Source organism: Streptomyces parvus, from assembly GCF_014648875.1.
In the GTDB taxonomy this organism is placed as follows: domain Bacteria; phylum Actinomycetota; class Actinomycetes; order Streptomycetales; family Streptomycetaceae; genus Streptomyces; species Streptomyces parvus.
Window position 1 is genome coordinate 358,623 of sequence record NZ_BMRY01000002.1, and the last position, 16,997, is coordinate 375,619.

The 16,997-nt window shown below is 73.3% G+C and carries 16 protein-coding genes; 8 read left to right on the top strand and 8 right to left on the bottom strand.

Going from position 1 to position 16,997, the window contains the following annotated elements; genetic code table 11:
* Positions 1–13 precede the first annotated feature (13 nt).
* Positions 14–505, top strand: coding sequence for a GNAT family N-acetyltransferase (locus tag IE140_RS07785; protein ID WP_093439908.1), 492 nt, complete (start codon positions 14–16; stop codon positions 503–505).
* 1 nt (position 506) lies between these two features.
* Here IE140_RS07785 and IE140_RS07790 read toward each other — a convergent pair whose 3' ends face one another.
* The 3 genes from IE140_RS07790 to IE140_RS07800 form a co-directional block, all read right to left on the bottom strand.
* On the bottom strand, positions 507–1,409 hold the full coding sequence (locus IE140_RS07790) for a glycosyltransferase family 2 protein (protein ID WP_032776203.1): 903 nt from the start codon (positions 1,407–1,409) through the stop codon (positions 507–509).
* A 79-nt stretch (positions 1,410–1,488) separates the two neighbouring features.
* Positions 1,489–2,178, bottom strand: coding sequence for a GNAT family N-acetyltransferase (locus IE140_RS07795; protein WP_208836346.1), 690 nt, complete (start codon positions 2,176–2,178; stop codon positions 1,489–1,491).
* A gap of 73 nt (positions 2,179–2,251) precedes the next feature.
* Positions 2,252–3,709: an MFS transporter gene (locus IE140_RS07800; protein WP_229826726.1), complete on the bottom strand. Its 1,458-nt coding sequence runs from the start codon at positions 3,707–3,709 to the stop codon at positions 2,252–2,254.
* A 107-nt stretch (positions 3,710–3,816) separates the two neighbouring features.
* Between IE140_RS07800 and IE140_RS07805 the strand changes: the two genes are divergently transcribed.
* Together IE140_RS07805 and IE140_RS07810 are read left to right on the top strand one after the other, a co-directional pair.
* On the top strand, positions 3,817–4,452 hold the full coding sequence (locus IE140_RS07805) for a TetR/AcrR family transcriptional regulator (RefSeq protein ID WP_150197725.1): 636 nt from the start codon (positions 3,817–3,819) through the stop codon (positions 4,450–4,452).
* Positions 4,453–4,518: 66 nt separating this feature from the next.
* On the top strand, positions 4,519–5,541 hold the full coding sequence (locus IE140_RS07810) for a hypothetical protein (protein WP_093806243.1): 1,023 nt from the start codon (positions 4,519–4,521) through the stop codon (positions 5,539–5,541).
* Between the two features lie 69 nt (positions 5,542–5,610).
* Here the strand turns inward: IE140_RS07810 and IE140_RS07815 are convergent, their stop codons facing one another.
* Both IE140_RS07815 and IE140_RS07820 read right to left on the bottom strand, forming a co-directional pair.
* On the bottom strand, positions 5,611–6,465 hold the full coding sequence (locus IE140_RS07815) for a PhzF family phenazine biosynthesis protein (protein ID WP_150197724.1): 855 nt from the start codon (positions 6,463–6,465) through the stop codon (positions 5,611–5,613).
* Positions 6,466–6,662: 197 nt separating this feature from the next.
* Entirely contained in the window at positions 6,663–7,475 is an 813-nt protein-coding gene (locus IE140_RS07820) for an SDR family oxidoreductase (RefSeq protein WP_088574236.1), read from the bottom strand.
* 143 nt (positions 7,476–7,618) lie between these two features.
* On the opposite strand from IE140_RS07820, the gene IE140_RS07825 reads away from it, so the two are divergent.
* Positions 7,619–9,286, top strand: a complete 1,668-nt coding sequence (locus IE140_RS07825) for an alkaline phosphatase D family protein (RefSeq protein ID WP_109178325.1) — start codon at positions 7,619–7,621, stop codon at positions 9,284–9,286.
* Between the two features lie 6 nt (positions 9,287–9,292).
* Here the strand turns inward: IE140_RS07825 and IE140_RS07830 are convergent, their stop codons facing one another.
* Positions 9,293–10,288, bottom strand: a complete 996-nt coding sequence (locus tag IE140_RS07830) for a Gfo/Idh/MocA family protein (RefSeq protein WP_150197069.1) — start codon at positions 10,286–10,288, stop codon at positions 9,293–9,295.
* An 89-nt stretch (positions 10,289–10,377) separates the two neighbouring features.
* Here IE140_RS07830 and IE140_RS07835 point away from each other — a divergent pair, with 89 nt between their 5' ends.
* The gene (locus tag IE140_RS07835) at positions 10,378–11,712 is read left to right on the top strand and encodes a multidrug effflux MFS transporter (RefSeq protein WP_150197076.1); all 1,335 of its coding nucleotides are present in this window, start codon (positions 10,378–10,380) and stop codon (positions 11,710–11,712) included.
* 100 nt (positions 11,713–11,812) lie between these two features.
* Here the strand turns inward: IE140_RS07835 and IE140_RS07840 are convergent, their stop codons facing one another.
* Positions 11,813–13,132 (bottom strand): hypothetical protein, encoded by a 1,320-nt coding sequence (locus IE140_RS07840; RefSeq protein WP_093439890.1) that lies wholly within the window; start codon positions 13,130–13,132, stop codon positions 11,813–11,815.
* A gap of 231 nt (positions 13,133–13,363) precedes the next feature.
* On the opposite strand from IE140_RS07840, the gene IE140_RS07845 reads away from it, so the two are divergent.
* Complete coding sequence (locus IE140_RS07845) at positions 13,364–14,359, top strand: small ribosomal subunit Rsm22 family protein (protein ID WP_150197070.1); 996 nt, start codon at positions 13,364–13,366, stop codon at positions 14,357–14,359.
* 9 nt (positions 14,360–14,368) lie between these two features.
* On the opposite strand, the gene ddaH is transcribed toward IE140_RS07845, so the two are convergent.
* Entirely contained in the window at positions 14,369–15,286 is a 918-nt protein-coding gene (gene ddaH / locus IE140_RS07850; RefSeq protein ID WP_373296153.1) for a dimethylargininase, read from the bottom strand.
* 101 nt (positions 15,287–15,387) lie between these two features.
* Here ddaH and IE140_RS07855 point away from each other — a divergent pair, with 101 nt between their 5' ends.
* Positions 15,388–16,044, top strand: coding sequence for a TetR/AcrR family transcriptional regulator (locus tag IE140_RS07855; RefSeq protein ID WP_150197071.1), 657 nt, complete (start codon positions 15,388–15,390; stop codon positions 16,042–16,044).
* Between the two features lie 168 nt (positions 16,045–16,212).
* Positions 16,213–16,959, top strand: coding sequence for a bifunctional DNA primase/polymerase (locus IE140_RS07860; protein WP_150197072.1), 747 nt, complete (start codon positions 16,213–16,215; stop codon positions 16,957–16,959).
* The last annotated feature ends 38 nt before the right edge of the window (positions 16,960–16,997 follow it).

Consider the following 16,997-nt stretch of genomic DNA (forward strand, 5'->3'; position numbering starts at 1 on the left):
GGGAGTGACAGGGATGACGTCCGAGCACCAGGGGGTACGGCTGCGCCCGGCGACGGCCGGGGACGCGGAGGCCGTCACGCGGGTCTTCCTGGACTCCCGCGCCGCCGCCATGCCCTGGCTGCCCCGGATCCACAGCGACGCGGACACCCTCGCCTGGATCACCCATGTCGTGCTGCCCACCAGCACCGCGGTGTGGGTGGCCGAAGCGGCGGGAGAGGCCGGGGAGAGCGGGGAGGTGCTCGGCTTCGCCGCTCTCGCCGGGCGTGACGAGCTCGATCATCTCTATCTGCGGCCCGACGCCTTGCGGCGGGGCATCGGGAGCCGGCTGCTGGCCGAGGTGCGCGGGGCCGTGGACGGGCCGGTCCATCTGTACGTGTTCCAGCGCAACGCCGCCGCCCGTGCCTTCTACGAGCGGCACGGGTTCAGCGCCGTCGCGTTCGACGACGGGGGCCGCAACGAGGAGAACGAGCCGGACGTGCTGTACCGCTGGACGCCCCGACGGTGACTCAGATGACCGGCGGGCGGCCCAGCAGCGTCATCTGCCACACCGTGGACCAGCGCATCGGGCGCCGCTCCCCGCACGGGGTGCGGACGCCCTCGGCGAAGCCGCCCGCCCAGGCGCGCAGGCCCTTCGGGTCGCGGGTGCGGGCGAGGGTGAGCAGGGTCCAGGTGCCGAGGTAGGCGGGGACCAGGGGGAGGGGCAGGTTGCGGCGGGCCAGCCAGACGCGGTTGCGGGCCGTCATCCGGTAGTAGACCGCGTGCCGGGCCGGGGACGTCTTCGGGTGCTGGAGCAGCAGCTCGGGGTCGTACTCCACCTTCCAGCCGGCGTCCAGCGCCCGCCAGGCCAGGTCCGTCTCCTCGTGGGTGAAGAAGAACTCGGCGGGCCACAGACCGGTCTCCGCCAGCATCTTCATGGAGAACGCGTGGCCGCCGCCCAGGAACGCCGTGACCGGGCCGCCGCGCATCGGGTCGCCCGCCCGCAGACGCGGCACATGGCGGCGCTGCGTCTCGCCGGTCTCGTCGGCGATCCGGAAGCCGATGATGCCGAGCCGGTCCTCGGCCGCGAAGCGGTCCCGCACCCGGCGGAAGACGTCCTTGTCGACCAGCAGCCCGTCGTCGTCCAGCTCGATGACCACGTCCACGTCGCCGATCTCGGCGAGCCTGCGCAGCCCCTCGTTCCGGCCGCCCGGGCAGCCGAGGTTCTCCGGCAGCTCGATGGTGGTCACCCCGCCGTCGAGGTCCTCCAGGCCGGGCGTGGAGGAGTAGTCCGGGAGGGCCGTACCGTTGCCGATGATCACGAGCCGGGTGGGCCGGACGTCCTGCATGGCGACCGACGCCAGCAGCGCCTCGACCGCCTGCGGGCGGTCTCCCATGGTCACGATGGATACGCCGATGCGCGGTGCGGACACGGTCGGTACTCCTGGAACTCGGCTGCCGGTGGCCGGCTGCTGGTCGGCAGCGGTGCCCGCGATCGTAACGCCTCGGTGTTCAGTGTGCGGTTACCGCCCGGCCATCCACCGCTCCGTCGCTGTTCAGCAGCGCGTACACGGCCATGTCCCGCCGTTCGTCGCCCACCCGCTGCCAGCCGCGCAGCAGCCCCTCCCGCCGGAAGCCGATGTCCTCGGCGATCCGGGCGGAGGCGGTGTTCCAGGGCTCGATGTAGAGCTGGAGGCGCGGGACGCCGAGGTCGCGCAGGGCCCAGCCCGTCACCGTACGCAGCGCGGCCCGGGCGACCCCCTGGCCGCGGGCGGTATCGGTGAGCCAGTAGCCGAGGGAGGCGCGCCCCTCGGGCAGCTCCCGGAGCCAGAGCCCGATCGCGCCGACCGGGCGCCGGTCCCGGGAGCGCACGATGGCGAACGGGTACCCCGCGCCGGTGGCCGCGCGCTCCCACTGCCCGCGTACGAACGCCTCGGCGGCCGCTTCGGAGTAGGGGGCCGGGATCGTGGTGATGAGCGGGATGTACGGGTCGAGCGAGGCCTCGCGCACCAGCGGGAGGTCGCTCATCTCCCAGGGGCGCAGCACGAAGTCCGGGCCCGCCGACATGCTCGGAACGGTCAGCGGCTCGGGGCCGGGAGCGAGGTCGGGGGCCGAGCCGGGGATGTTGCCGGTCTCGGCGGTGGTGTGGGGGGCGGAGCCGGTGCCGGGGGCGCGTCCGGGGTCAGGCTCGGGAGCAGCCATGTCCGTATCCTCCCGCTGTCGATCCGGTTCCGCTTCCCGGGCCGGTCCCGCCTGCCCGGGAAGCGGGACCGGCTCACCCGTCCTTCCGCCTCCGGGCCCCGCCCGCCAGGAAGTACCCGGCCAGTACGGCGCCGGCCAGGACCAGGGCCGAGTTGACCAGGATCGCGGTGGAGACGCCGGACAGTACCGCCTCGGGTCCGTGCGCGGCCCCCGTCCGGGCGGTGACGACCGCGCTCATCACCGGAATGCCCAGGGCGATACCGACCTGCTGCGTCATCGTCGCCAGCCCGGTGGCCCGCCCCTGCTCCTCGTCCGGCAGGCCCGAGGTCGCCGTGACCATGAAGCCGACGATCATCAGCATGTTGCCGACGCCGCCCACGAAGGTCGCCGCCAGCAGGAGCCAGATCCAGGCCCCGGACGTGCCGAGCGCCACGAGGGAGAGGGTGGCGGCGGCCTGGACGGTGCCGCCGAGGACGATGGCGCGACGGTCGCCGAAGCGGCCCACCGCCCGTCCACCGAGCACACCGCCGACGACCGTGCCCGCGCCGAGCACGCCGAACGCGAGGCCGGTGGCGAGTGCGGAGTGGCCCAGGACCTCCTGGAGGTAGAGGGTCAGCAGGAACACCAGCGAGGTCTCCGTGGCGAAGGCGATCAGCCCGGCGGTGTTGCCCCAGACGACACTGCGCCGCTTCAGGACGCGGATAGGGACGAGCGGGGCCGCGGCTCGCTGCTCGATGCGGACGAACGCGACCAGGAGGACGGCTCCGGCGGCCAGCGCGGCCAGGGTGGCCGGCCCGGTCCAGCCGGTCTCGCCCGCCCGGGTCAGCCCCAGGACGAGCAGCAGCAGCCCGCCGGTGACGGCGACGGCTCCGGGCACGTCCAGCTTCGGGTGCTTCTCCGGCCGGGAGTCGGTGATCACGGACGGGGCCAGCATCACGACGAGGGCCGCCACCGGTACGTTGATGAAGAAGGCCCAGCGCCAGGAGAGCAGATCCGTCAGCAGCCCCCCGAGGATCGCCCCGGCGGTGAACCCGGCCGACATCAGGGCCCCGTTGAGCCCCAGCGCCCGTTCCCGCAGCGGCCCCTCCTTGAACGCGGTGGTCAGCAGCGCGAGTCCGGCCGGGGTGACGGCCGCGGTGGCCAGGCCCTGCAGCACCCGGGCGGTGAGCAGTACCTCGGGCGAGGTGGCGAGGCCGCCGAGCACGGAGGAGAGGCCGAGGACGGCCATGCCGCCGACGAACAGGTTCTTGCGGCCGACGAGGTCGGCGACCCGGCCGAAGAGCAGCGTGAACCCGGCGGCGGCGAGCGCGAAGGAGGTGGCGATCCACTGGAGACCGGCGAGGGAGAAGCCGAGTCCTTCCCCGACGACGGGCAGCGCCACGTTCAGGATCGAGAAGTCCACCGCGATCATGAACTGGGAGCCGAGCAGCAGGGCCAGGACGAGTTTCTGGTGGCCGGACATGCGAGGGGCGGTGAGGGGAGGTCCGGTCGTGGGGTCCGCCGTGGACGTGTCGGTACGGGGTGTGGGCATGGCAGAGGCGCCTTCCTGGACACGGGAACTCTTAATGGTTCTATGGTTCCGTTAAGGTGGCGTCACCGTAGCAGGGAGAGTGTTGTTAATGGAACTGGAGACCCGTTATGACTTCTGAAGGCGGCGGCCCGGAGAGCGCGGAGGGCGTGGAGCCCGGCACCGTACGGCCCGGCGGTCGCACCGCCCGGGTGCGCGAGGCGGTGCTGCGCGCGGCCGGTGACGCGCTGGTCGAGCACGGTTTCGACGGGCTCGACCTGGCCGACGTCGCCCGGCGGGCCGAGGTGGGCAAGACCACCGTCTACCGTCGCTGGTCCTCCCCGGCCGGGCTGGTCGCCGACCTGCTCACGGACATGGCGGAGCAGTCCCTGCCGCGTACGGACACCGGATCCCTGGCCGAGGACCTCCGGGCCAACGCCCGCCTCGTGGTCCGCACGCTGACCGACCCCCGCCAGGGCCCCCTCTTCGTGGCCGTCATCGCGGCCGCCGCCTGCGATCCGCGCACCGCCGAGGCCCTCCACCGCTTCTACGCGGTGCGGATCGGGGAGTGGTCGGGCTGCGTCGAAGCGGCGGTCGGGCGCGGTGAACTGCCCGCGGGTACGGACCCGGGCGAGGTGATCGCGGCGGTGTCGGCGCCGCTGTACTACCGGCTGCTCGCCAGCGGCGCCCCGCTGGACGAGGAGGTCGCCGACCGGGCGGCCGACGCCGCGGCCGCCGCCGCGCGGGCGGGAGTCTTCGTACGGTGAGGAGCGCGGGAGCCCATGGCGGGACCGGCTTCATAGCATCGAACGGGCCGTCGATAAAGTGGTGGAATGATATTCGGTAAAGCCGGGTTCGGGGGAGCCGTCGCCGACTTCGAGGCGGCGGTGTCGGCGCAGGACGCCAAGCGGTCCGGCAAGGCGTTCGTCCGGTTGCAGGAGACCTTCGGGCAGGCCAGGGAGTCGGAGTTGCTGGACGGCGGGCCGCGGCTCGCCGCCGTGCTGGAGCAGGTGCCGCCCGCCCCGCGTGCCGTCGTCGCCGTGCTCGTCGGGGCCTGCGTCGAACGCGGCGCGGACGCCGAGCGCTGCGCGCCGGGGGTCCTCGCCGGGCTGCGGTGGGCCCTGGAACAGGCCGTGGCGTTCGCCGACGCCTGGGCCGCGACCGGGGGCGGCGCGTTTCCCGCCCCCGACGGCGGCGAGCCGGGCCCGGAGCTCGTGGAGCGGGCCGGCTTCGAGGCGGCCGTCGGCTGGAGCACGCTTCCCCAGTGGGAGATGGCCGCCGTCGCCATGCTGAACCACCCCGGCGTACGGCGGGAGGCCGGCTCCCGGGGTGACGCGCTGCGGCTGCTCGGCGCGGTGGAGCGGGCCTCCGGCCTGGAGCTGAAGTCCCTCGCCCACGCCCTCCTGGTGCTGGACGACGAACCGCTCGTCGCCCTCCACCGGACGAGCGGTACCGGCTACCTCCTGCGGATCTCCGGCATCGGGGACAACTTCCAGCTGCACACCCTGCTCGCCGACGCGCTCATCGGCGGTGGCCATGTGGAGGGCCACGCGCCGTCGCCGCAGGAGGCGGCCGTCTGCCGGGAGACCCCCGGCCAGGTGGAGACCGTGGGCTCCTTCGACTTGGTCGCGCCGGACGGCGAACTGATCTGGAACGAGGGCGCCCCCGCCGACATACCCGTCGTCGACGGCGTCCGGCTGCTGGTCCTGGACGAGCCGTCCTACCGGCGGACCTGGCCCGCGGGCCGCTTCTTCCCCGGCATGCGCGGTGACGCCCTGCTGGAGCGGGCCCTCGACCCGGAGGAGACGGAGCGCTGGTACGCCCATGTCTCCCCGGCCAAGAACACGACCGGCTGAGGCCGGCTTCCGGACCGGATCGGTCCCGTACGCCGGAGGCCCCCGGTCCTCGGCCGGCGGTGACCGGTCTCAGTCGATCCGGGTGCCCGTTCCGCTGACCCGGATCCGGGCGTCGCCCGCGCGCAGTTCGACGGTGAGGGTGCCCGGGCGGCCCATGTCCGCCCCCTGGTGCAGCGTCAGCACGGCCGTCTCCGGTACGAGCCCCGACTCCCGCGCGTACGCGCCGAAGGCCGCCGCCGCCGCGCCCGTCGCCGGGTCCTCGACGACCCCGCCCACCGGGAACGGGTCCCGGACGTGGAACACCTCGGGCCCCTCGCGCCACACCAGTTGCAGGGTGGTCAGGTCGAGCCGGCGCATCAGCGCCTCCAGCCGCGCGAAGTCGTAGTCCAGGTCCGCCAGCCGTTCCCGGGTGGCGGCGGCCAGCACCAGGTGCCGGGCCCCCGCGTAGGCGATCCGGGGCGGCAGGGCCGGATCGAGATCGGCTGCCGCCCAGTCCAGGGCCGCCAGCGCCTCCGCCAGATCGGCCTCCGCGGTCTCCTCGACGTGCGGCGCCACGCTGGTCAGGGTGGCACGGAGCTCGCCGCCCTCCCGGACTACGGAGACCGGGACCGGTCCCGCGGGCGTCGCGAACTCCAGCGCGCCCGGTCCGTCCCGTTCGGCCAGCGCGAGGGCCGTGGCGACCGTGGCGTGACCGCAGAACGGCACCTCGGCCTTCGGGCTGAAGTAGCGGATCGTGTAAGCGCCTTCGCCGGTCCGTTCCGTCAGGAACGCCGACTCGCTGTAGCCCAGGTCCGCCGCGATCGCGAGCATCCGCTCCTCGTCGAGACCGGAAGCGTCCAGGACGACCCCGGCGGGGTTCCCGCCCGCGGGATCGCCGGAGAAGGCGGTGTAACGCAGGACCTCGGGCCGGTGATCAGGTGTCATGCAGCAGACAACCGTGGCGCAGCCCCCGCCATTCCCCCGTGGGAGAGGGCTGGTCGCGCCCCCCGGCAGCCGCGACCAACCCCCCTCCCCCCGGAAGACGCCGGCCGTGTCAGTGGCAGTGCTTGGCGCCCTTGTCGGCCCTCGTGGACTTCCCCGGGAGCAGGAGTCCCCGCTCCACCCCGCCCCTGCCCCCGCCCTCAGCCTCGTCCGACGTACGGCATGTTCGTCGCCATCACCGTCGCGAACTGGACGTTCGCCTCCAGCGGCAGCTCCGCCATGTGCAGCACCGTCCGTGCCACGTCCGCCGCCGCCATCACCGGCTCCACCGCCAGTTCCCCGTTGGCCTGGAGGATCCCGGTCTGCATCCGCTCGGTCATCTCCGTCGCCGCGTTGCCGATGTCGATCTGGCCGCAGGCGATCCGGTGGGGGCGGCCGTCCAGCGACAGCGACTTCGTCAGCCCGGTGATCGCGTGCTTGGTCGCCGTGTACGCGATCGAGTGCGGGCGCGGTGCGTGGGCGGAGATCGAGCCGTTGTTGATGATCCGGCCGCCCTGCGGGTCCTGCTCCTTCATCAGCCGGTACGCCGCCTGTGCGCACAGGAACGCGCCCGTCAGGTTCACATCGACGACCGCCCGCCAGTCCGCGACGGCCAGGTCCTCCAGCGGTACGCCGCCGGGGCCGAACGTGCCCGCGTTGTTGAACAGCAGGTCCAGCCGGCCGAACCGTTCCCGTACGGCGGTGAAGAGCGCGGCGACCTCGTCGGCGTCCGTCACGTCCGTGGTGACGCACAGCGCCTCGGTGTCCCCGGCGGCGGCCGCCGTCTCCGCCAGCGGCTCGGCCCGCCGGCCCGCGAGCGCGAGCGACCAGCCCCCGCTCGCGAGGGCGAGCGCCACGGCCCGTCCGATCCCCGACCCCGCCCCCGTGACGACGGCGACCTTCCGGCCGCCGGTCCGGTCGGTCTCCTCGGTCTGCCCGGCCCGCCCGGCCTGCTCCGTCTTCTCAGTGTTCATGGCCCGGCAGCGTACGGGACAGATCCGTGCACAGGGCACGCGGTGCTCATCGACCCGCCATGCGGATGTTGTGCACGCGACAACGGTGCGTCGTCCCCTCCCGCTGCCATGAAGCCCGACAGCATCCGGGCCGAGGAGGGCATATGACAGCCGCACACACCATCATGACGCCCGATCAGACCACCCGAGCCATCGAACTCCGCACCGCCGCCCGCCTACTGGAACCGGGGGTGGGCCGTCGGCGCTTCCTGACCGTCACCGGGGCCGCCGCCGCGCTCGCCTTCGCCGTCAACCTGCCCGCCGCCGGGACGGCGAGCGCCGCCGAGGCCGATGCCCGCCGGATCGCCGAGGACCCCTTCACCCTCGGCGTCGCCTCCGGTGATCCGCACCCCACGTCCGTCCTGATCTGGACCCGGCTCGCGCCCCGCCCCTTCGAACCGGGCGGCGGACTGCCGCGCGGCCGCATCGAGGTGCGCTGGGAGATCGCCCGCGACGAGCGCTTCCGCCGGATCGAGCGGCGCGGCTCGGTCACCGCCCACCCCGAGTTCGCCCACAGCGTCCGCGCCGAGGTCCAGGGCCTCGACTCCGGCCGCCTCTACTACTACCGCTTCCGCACCGGCAGCTGGACCAGCCCGGTCGGCCGCACCCGCACCGCCCCCGCCCCCGGCGCCCGCAACAGCTCCCTCACCCTGGCCGCCGTCTCCTGCCAGGCGTACCACGACGGGTACTTCACCGCCCACCGCCACCTCGCGGCCGAGGACGTCGACGTCGTCTTCCACCTCGGCGACTACCTCTACGAGTACGCCGTCAACGCCACCGGCGGGGCCCGCAACTACACCGACCGCCGCCTCCCGGACCTCTTCAACCGCGAGACGACGACGCTGGAGGACTACCGGCTGCGCTACGCCCTCTACAAGTCCGACCCGGACCTGCGCGCCGCCCACGCCGCCCACCCCTTCGTCGTCACCTGGGACGACCACGAGACCGAGAACAACTACGCGGGCGAGATCCCCGAGAACAACGTCACCCCCGAGGAGTTCCTGCTCCGCCGGGCCGCCGCGTACCGCGCGTACTGGGAGAACCAGCCGCTGCGCACCCCGCAGCGCCCCACCGGACCCGACATGACGCTCTACCGCCGCCTCCGCTTCGGCCGGCTCGCCCAGTTCGACATCCTCGACACCCGCCAGTACCGCGACGACCAGGCGTACGGCGACGGCTGGCGCACCCCCGGCCCCGAGTCCGAGGACCCCGCGCGCACCATGACCGGGGCCACCCAGGAACGCTGGCTGATCAACGGCTGGCGGGCCTCGAACGCCACCTGGAACGTCGTCCCGCAGCAGGTCACCTTCGCTCAGCGACGCGATGTACCCACCGACTCCTACAAGCTCTCCATGGACTCCTGGGACGGCTACCCCGCCTCCCGGCAGCGGGTGCTGGCCGGGGCCGAGGCCGCCGGGGTGGACAACCTGATGGTCCTCACCGGCGACGTGCACGTCTCCTACGCCTTCGACCTGAAGAAGGACTTCGCCGACCCCGCGTCGCGCACCGTCGGCACGGAGATCGTCACCACCTCCATCGCCAGCGGCAAGGACGGCGCGGACCGGCCCGCCAACTGGGAGAACCAGACCCGCGCCAACCCGCATCTCAAGCACTACAACGGGCGGCGCGGCTACGCGCTCGTCACCCTCGGCACGACGGAGGCCCGCGCCGACTTCCGTACGGTCGCGGCCGTCACGACCCCCGGCGCACCCGTCACCACCGCGGCCTCGTTCGTCACGGAGGCCGGGAACCCGGGACTCAACCCGGCCTGAGAGGGCTCAGGCGTCCGCCGGGTAGCGGACGCCGATGCGGTCCCGTACCGCGTCGAGCGTCCGCATCACCGCCAGCGAACCCTCCAACGGGACGAGCGGCGACTCCGGCTCGCCCGCCCGCACCGCGCGCGCCACCTCGACCGCCTCGTACTGCATGCCGGACAGCCCCTGCGGGCCCGGCCCCGACGTGATCGTCTCCGGCTCCGCACCCGCCCGCCGCAGCACGAAGTGGTCCGGGTGGAAGAAGTCGCGCGGGAGGTCGATCCGGCCCTCCGTGCCGATCACGGTGGCCGCCGTCGGATGGTGGCCGACGATCGAGCAGGACAGCAGCGCGGTCGCACCGGAGTCCCAGCCGAGCAGCATGCCCGTGTTCAGGTCCACGCCCTCGGGGGAGAGCAGCGCGTCGGCCTGGACGCGGTCCGGCTCGCCCAGCAGCAGATGGGCGAACGAGACCGGGTAGACCCCGAGGTCCAGCAGGGCCCCGCCGCCGAGGGCCGGGTCGCGCAGCCGGTGGCCGGGGGCGAAGTCGCCCGCGAAGCCGAAGTCCGCCTGCACGGTGCGGATCTCGCCGATCGCCCCGTCCCGGACCAGCTCGGTCAGCCGGCGGACCACCGGGTTGAGGTAGGTCCACATGGCCTCCATCAGGAACAGGCCCTGCTCCCGGGCGAGCGCCACCAGCTCCTTCGCCTCCCGGCTGTTGAGCGTGAACGCCTTCTCGCACAGCACGTGCTTCCCCGCCTTCAGCGCGAGCGAGGCCGCCGCGTGGTGCGCCGAGTGCGGGGTGGCCACGTAGACCACGTCCACCGTGTCGTCGGCGACCAGCTCCGCCCAGCTCCCATGGGCCCGGGCGATCTGGTGCCGGTCGGCGAAGGCCCGCGCCGAGGCCTCCGTGCGCGAGGCGACGGCCACCACCTCGGCGTCCGGGAGCCCCTGTACGTCCGTCGTGAAGGTCGCGGCTATGCCGCCCGTCGCCAGAACACCCCAGCGCACCGTGTCACTCATGCCCGCCACCTCAGCCCACCCGAAAAAGGTATCGACCACTCCGGTCGAGCTGAGAGCATAGATGCGGATTCAACGATGTGGAGATGAGAATGCCGGAGAGCGGCGGCGGCCGGGCCCAGCGAGAGCACATACCCCCCTCCGGGACCGGAAGCGGAACCGGGACCGGACCCGGAACCCACGGGCTCCCCGCCCCGGTGGCGAAGGCCGCCCGGCGCACCGGACTCCTGGTCACCCTGGTCCTCGGCGGGCTCACCGCCCTGCCGCCGCTGTCGATGGACATGTACCTCCCGGCGCTCCCCGCCGTCACCGACTCCCTGAGCGCCCCCGCCGCCACCATCCAGCTCACCCTGACCGCGTGCCTCGCCGGAATGGCGCTCGGCCAGCTCGTCGTCGGCCCCATGAGCGACCGCTGGGGCCGCCGCACCCCGCTGCTCCTCGGCATGGTCGTCTACGTCCTCGCCACCGCGATCTGCGCCCTGGCCCCCACCGCCGGACTCCTCATCGGCTTCCGCCTCCTCCAGGGGCTCGCGGGCGCGGCCGGGATCGTCATCGCCCGGGCCGTGGTGCGCGACCTCTACGACGGCGTGGAGATGGCCCGCTTCTTCTCCACCCTGATGCTGATCTCCGGCGCCGCCCCGATCATCGCGCCGCTGATCGGCGGGCAGGTCCTGCGGGTCACCGACTGGCGGGGCATCTTCGTCGTGCTGACCGTCGTCGGCATCGTGCTCACCCTCGTCGTGTGGAAGTGGCTGCACGAGACGCTGCCGCCCGCCGCCCGCCACACCGGCGGTGTCACCGACGCCCTGCGCACGATGCGCGGGCTGCTCGCCGACCGGGTCTTCACCGGCTACATGGTCGCGGGCGGGCTCGCCTTCGCCGTCCTGTTCGCGTACATCTCCGCCTCCCCGTTCGTCGTCCAGGAGATCTACGGGGCCTCGCCGCAGACCTTCAGCCTGCTCTTCGGGCTCAACTCCATCGGCCTGATCGCCGTCGGGCAGATCAACGGCAAGCTCCTCGTGGGCCGGTTCCGCCTCGACAAGGTGCTCGGCTTCGGCCTCGCCGTGATCGTGCTGGCCGCCGTCGCACTGCTGCTCATGACGACCGGCGTCTTCGGCGAGGTCGGGCTCGTCCCGGTCGCCGCCGGGCTGTTCGTGCTGATGTCGGCGATGGGCCTCGCGATGCCGAACACCAACGCCCAGGCCCTCATGCGGACCAAGCACGCGGCGGGTTCCGCCTCCGCGCTGCTGGGAACGTCCTCGTTCCTCATCGGGGCCGTCGCCTCCCCGCTGGTCGGCATCGCGGGGGAGGAAACGGCCGTCCCGATGGCCGTCGTCCAGGTGAGCTGCGCGGTGGCGGCGGTGGCCTGCTTCCTGCTCCTGTGCCGCCCCTGGCAGCGCGCGGGACGCGAGGCCGACGGCCTCTGAGCCTCCGAGGAGCCGGCCGGGGAGGGCCGGGCCGGTGCGCGTCCGGGGGGCTCAGCCCGTGCGCGTCCGGGAGGGCTCAGCCCGTGCGCGTCCGGGGGGCTCAGCCCGTGCGCGGGTAGCCGATCAGATGCGTACGGTCCTGCCGGTCCGTCCAGCGGAACACCCCGACCCCCGTCGTCTCCGTCCCCGGCAGCCGGGCATTGCGCGACAGCCGCTCGGTGCTCCAGGTCGCGAAGTCCATCGCGACCGGGAGCCCGCCGCCGGACAGCGCCTCCGAGGCGTCGCGCGCGTTCTCCGCCCCGTACGCGATGCCGTCGTCCGTCACCGTGGCCAGCGTCAGATGCGCGGTGCCGCCCTCGTCCTCGAAGCAGCGGCCCTGCTTCGCCTCCAGGTCGAAGGCGAGGTTCCCGGCGATCAGATAGTCGCCCGAGGGGGAGAGGACGGCCTGTGGATAGCGCCCCGGCTTTATGGCCGGCTTGTGGCACTCCACCGAGGTGAGCACCTCCCCGGTCGCCGCGTCGTGCACCGCCCACAGCTCGTGGGTCGCCGCCCGCTTGGTCTTCTTCGCGGGCTGCCACTTGGCCAGCACCTGGTCCGGGGTCATCGACGTCACCACCCCGCTGTCCCTCTCGGTCCCCTTGGGCGCGACGTTCCGGCTGAACCAGCCACCGCGCACCCAGAACTCCCGCGCCCCGCCCACCAGCAGGCCGTCGGCGGTCCGGCCGTGCACCTCGGTGAGCTGTTTGCAGGCCGGGCAGCCCTTGGGATAGCCGAGCTTGTCCGCGCCCAGCTCGGACACCTCACCGGTGACCGGGTCGATCAGGGTGCTGTTCGCCTTCGCGTCGCTGATCACGATGCCCGGCCCGGTCGTGGTCACCTTCGGGGCCCCGGACCACGGCACCTCGACCCGCTGCCGGTTCCCGTTGGTCACGTCGTACAGATCCAGGGCGAGGAAGGTGTCCTCCGGCGAAAGACCGTCGCCGACCTTCCCGTACGACCAGGTCACGAAGAACTGCCGGTCGCCCTTGGCCACCGTGGCGAGCTTCGGGTAGTGCAGCGGGTCCGGCGGCTGCCAGGCCTGTCCCCGCCAGCCCAGCTCGCCGGTGGCCGTGTCGACCGTGCGCAACCGGTAGCGGCTCTCCTCGGACCGCTCCAGATAGGCCAGCAGGCCCGTGGAGTGGGAGACGGCGACATCGGGGGAGGAGCCGATGATCTCCCAGCCCCGGTCCGTCGTGTACTGGGGCGGAACGGTCAGCCGTGTCACCGGGCCCGCGCTCGGCAGCACCGGCTTCGCCGAGGCGGTGGCCCCGCTGTCCCTCTTCTCGCCCTCGGGGTCGCCGCCGCAGGTGGCCAGCAGCAGGAGCAGGGCGAGAAAGACCACCCCGCCGACCAGCGTCAGCCGCACGATCTTCTGCCTCATGGCTCCCCCGCTGGACCATCTTGATCTGGTGCCGTGCACGCGCGGGCCAGCGTAGCAACAGGCCTCCGGCCACGTGGAGTTCGCCGGATTCCTGTTCCGTACCGGTTACGTGAACCCCGGGTGCGGGCCCGCCCGGCGCCTCGTGCCGCTCGCGTACGTCCCCGCCTACCCCCTCCCGTACCGGCGGAAGCGGAATGCGGCCGACGGGTCGCCTCCGCCTACAATTCGGCGGTGAACGTCACCCTCCCCACCGCACAGTCCCTGCGCGCGGCGCTGGCCGGGCTGCTCGACGGACTGCCGCCCAAACAGGCCGCGCAGGCCGTCGACCGGCTGATCGCCAGCTACCGCGGGGAGACCCCGACGAACGCCCCGATCCTGCGGGACCGCTCCGACGTCGTCGCGTACGCCGCGTACCGGATGCCCGCCACCTTCGAAGCCGTACGGTCCGCCCTCGACGCCCTCGTCGAGGCCGCGCCCGACTGGACGCCGGCCACCCACACCGACATCGGCGGCGGCACGGGCGCGGCGAGCTGGGCGGTCGCCGGCGCCTGGGCGGGCCCCGCCACCACCGTCCTGGACTGGGCCGAACCGGCCCTCGCGCTCGGCCGTGAACTGGCCGAGGCGTCCGGTGTGCCCTCGCTCCGCGCCGCGCGCTGGGAGCGGGCCCGGATCGGCGCGGCCCTGGAGCTGGCCCCGGCGGACCTGATCACCGTCAGCTACGTCCTCAAGGAGCTCCCGGCAGCCGCCAGGACCGAACTGGTCGACGCGGCCGCCGGAGCCGGGCAGGCCGTGGTGATCGTCGAGCCCGGCACCCCCGACGGCTACGCCCGGATCATCGAGGCCCGCGACCGGCTGACCGCCGCCGGGCTGCGGATCGCGGCCCCCTGCCCGCACAGCGACGCCTGCCCGATCGCGCCCGGGACCGACTGGTGCCACTTCTCGGCCCGGGTCAGCCGCTCCTCGCTGCACCGGCAGGTCAAGGGCGGCTCGCTGAGCCACGAGGACGAGAAGTTCAGTTACGTCGTCGGCACCCGCTTCCCCGCCGTCCCGGCGCCCGCCCGGATCACCCGCAAACCGCAGATCCGCAAGGGCCTGGTCCAGCTGGAGCTGTGCACCCGGGACGAGGGGCTGGACCGCGCCACGGTGAGCAAGCGCCACGGCGAGCTGTACCGGGCGGCCAGGGACGTCGCCTGGGGCGATCCCTGGCCGCCGGAAGGCACCGGCTGACGGCAGACCCTAGGCCCGCAGCTCCTGCGTGCAGCACTTCACGCTGCCGCCGCCCTTGAGCAGCTCGCCCAGGTCCATCGGGATCGGCTCGAAGCCCCGGTCCCGCAGGGGATCGAGCAGCCCGGTCGCGCCCTGCGGCAGCAGCACGTGCCGTCCGTCGCTGACCGAGTTGAGCCCGAACGCCGCCGCGTCCGCCTCCTCGGCCAGCAGCGCGTCCGGGAACAGCCGGCGCAGCACGGACCGGCTGGCGGCGGAGAACGCGTCCGGGTAGTACATGATCTCGTCGGCCGCCGCGTCCAGCACACAGAGCGCGGTGTCCAGGTGGTAGTAGCGCGGGTCCACCAGATCGAGGCCGATGACCGGCACCCCGAAGAACTCCTGGGCCTCCATGTGCGAGAGCGGGCTGGAGCGGAAGCCGCGCCCGGCCAGCAGATAGGAGGCGGTGACGGCGAAGTCCCCCTCGCCCTCGTTGACGTGCTCCGGCTCGTGGACCTCGGCGAAGCCGTTCTCCCGGAACCAGTCCCGGTGGGCCCCGGCCTCCTCGAACCGCTCCCGGTACGCGAACAGCGCGCCGAGCACCCGGCCGTCGATCACCGTGGCGCCGTTGGCGGCGAAAACCATGTCGGGCAGGTCGGGGCGGGGGGTGAGCAGCTCGACGGTGTGGCCGAGGCTCCGGTAGCGGTCGCGCAGGTCCTCCCACTGGGTCTGGGCCAGCGGCAGGTCGACGGGTTTCGACGGGTCCATCCACGGGTTGATGGAGTAGGTGACCCGGAAGTGCGTCGGAGCGCACATCAGGTAGCGACGAGGGGTGGCGTCACGGTTCAACTCGGGCTCCTCACGGTCGGCGGCCGGGGCCGCGGAACGGTGGGATGCGCACGGTCTGTGCGTGAGCCCATGGTGCGCCGTGCGGGCCGGATCCGCAGTGATCCGATCGGGTGGTTCACCGGACGCCGCACAGGACATCATCAGGACGTCACCGGGACACTGCAAGACGATACGTATCGGCTCGTGCGGGGTAGATTGGCCGCATGGCTCCCACCAAGGCACCCGACTCCAGCCGCCGCAGCGACCGCTCCCGCCGCGCCATCCACGACGCGGCCCTCGCCCTCGTCACGGAGGTGGGATACCGGCGTACGACGATCGAGGGTATCGCCGCCCGCGCCGGGGTCGGCAAGCAGACCATCTACCGCTGGTGGCCCTCCAAGGCCGCCGTGCTGATGGACGCCTTCCTGGACCTGGCGGGCAGGGCCGCCGAGGACGCCGGGGCCGGGTCCGGGTCCGGGGCCGGGTCCGGCGGCACGGGGGAGCCCGCGCCGGGCATCCCCGACACCGGAGACCTGGCCGCCGACCTCAAGCTCGTCCTGCGGGCCACCGTCGACGAGCTCAACGACCCGGCGCTGGAGGCCCCCACCCGCGCGCTGACCGCCGAGGGCATCGTCGACGCGAAGCTCGGCGCCGAGTTCGTCCACAAGCTGCTGGACCCGCAGCTCGCGTTGTACGTCACACGGCTGCGGGCGGCCCAGGAGGCCGGGGACGTACGCGCCGACGTCGATCCCCGGACCGCCCTGGAGCTGCTCATCGGCCCGCTGATGCACCGCTGGCTGCTGCGGACCCTGCCGCTCACCCACGCGTACGCCGACGAGATCGTCGACTGCGCGGTCGGCGGGCTCGCCCCGCGAGCATGACTCCCGGCCCCCTCCCGTCGTGTCCGAAATATGGCGACATCGGGCGTGATGGTGCTCACTCGGTGCAGTGGTACACGGCCCCGCTGGTGAACTCTGGCCACCCGAACCGCAGGATGGTGCGACCATGGACAGGCAACGCTGAGGTGAACTGCTGAGGTGAGGGGATAGATGGGCGCCGATTCCGGCCGTTTCCGCGGCACAGAGAGCAGGATCTCCCAGTGGCTGCGGCGACGTCCCAGATCATCGGGGGCCGACACCGACGAGTCGGCCCGGGTCGCGCTGCTCCTGGCGGTCGCCGACGCGGGCATGCCGATCGCGCCCGCCGCCCACCCCGTCGGATACCGATGTTCGTGCGAACGCATCGGCTGCCCCACCCCCGCCCGGCATCCCGTCTCCTTCGCCTGGCAGACGCAGTCGACCACCGACCGGGCCCAGATCGAGCGCTGGGCCGCCGGTCAGCCGCAGGCCAACTTCATCACCGCGACCGGCATGATCCACGACGTGCTGGACGTCCCGCTCACCGCCGGCCTCAGCGCCCTGGAGCGCCTTCTCGACGCGGAGATCGACGTCGGCCCGGTCGCGCAGTCCGGCGATGACCGTCTGCTCTTCTTCACCGCCACCCGCGGCACCCCCGAGGACGAGGACGAGTGGTGGCCCTGCGAGCTGGACTGCCACCCCGAGACCATGGACGCCCACCCGGGGCTGCGCTGGCACTGCCGGGGCAGCTACGTCCTCCTGCCGCCCGCCCGGCTCCCCGGTGAGCTGGACGTCCACTGGGTGCGCGGGCCCGAGCACGAGCTGCCCGACCCGCTGACCCTGCTGGAGACGCTCACCGACGCCTGCGCCCGGTACGCGGGCAGCGCCGAGCAGAGCGAGCTGGACCACGACGCGATCGCCTGGCCGCTGAGCCGCTGAGCCGCTGAGCCGATCCGCCACGCCGTGCGGGGCGGCTG

Excerpts from the sequence above, each read along its gene's own strand:
- IE140_RS07785 (WP_093439908.1), top strand. The coding sequence starts at position 14 with ATGACGTCCGAGCACCAGGGGGTACGGCTGCGCCCGGCGACGGCCGGG.
- IE140_RS07795 (WP_208836346.1), bottom strand. The coding sequence starts at position 2,178 with ATGGCTGCTCCCGAGCCTGACCCCGGACGCGCCCCCGGCACCGGCTCC.
- IE140_RS07800 (WP_229826726.1), bottom strand. The coding sequence starts at position 3,709 with ATGCCCACACCCCGTACCGACACGTCCACGGCGGACCCCACGACCGGA.
- IE140_RS07805 (WP_150197725.1), top strand. The coding sequence starts at position 3,817 with ATGACTTCTGAAGGCGGCGGCCCGGAGAGCGCGGAGGGCGTGGAGCCC.
- IE140_RS07810 (WP_093806243.1), top strand. The coding sequence starts at position 4,519 with ATGATATTCGGTAAAGCCGGGTTCGGGGGAGCCGTCGCCGACTTCGAG.
- IE140_RS07815 (WP_150197724.1), bottom strand. The coding sequence starts at position 6,465 with ATGACACCTGATCACCGGCCCGAGGTCCTGCGTTACACCGCCTTCTCC.
- IE140_RS07820 (WP_088574236.1), bottom strand. The coding sequence starts at position 7,475 with ATGAACACTGAGAAGACGGAGCAGGCCGGGCGGGCCGGGCAGACCGAG.
- IE140_RS07825 (WP_109178325.1), top strand. The coding sequence starts at position 7,619 with ATGACAGCCGCACACACCATCATGACGCCCGATCAGACCACCCGAGCC.
- IE140_RS07830 (WP_150197069.1), bottom strand. The coding sequence starts at position 10,288 with ATGAGTGACACGGTGCGCTGGGGTGTTCTGGCGACGGGCGGCATAGCC.
- IE140_RS07835 (WP_150197076.1), top strand. The coding sequence starts at position 10,378 with ATGCCGGAGAGCGGCGGCGGCCGGGCCCAGCGAGAGCACATACCCCCC.
- IE140_RS07840 (WP_093439890.1), bottom strand. The coding sequence starts at position 13,132 with ATGAGGCAGAAGATCGTGCGGCTGACGCTGGTCGGCGGGGTGGTCTTT.
- IE140_RS07855 (WP_150197071.1), top strand. The coding sequence starts at position 15,388 with ATGGCTCCCACCAAGGCACCCGACTCCAGCCGCCGCAGCGACCGCTCC.
- IE140_RS07860 (WP_150197072.1), top strand. The coding sequence starts at position 16,213 with ATGGGCGCCGATTCCGGCCGTTTCCGCGGCACAGAGAGCAGGATCTCC.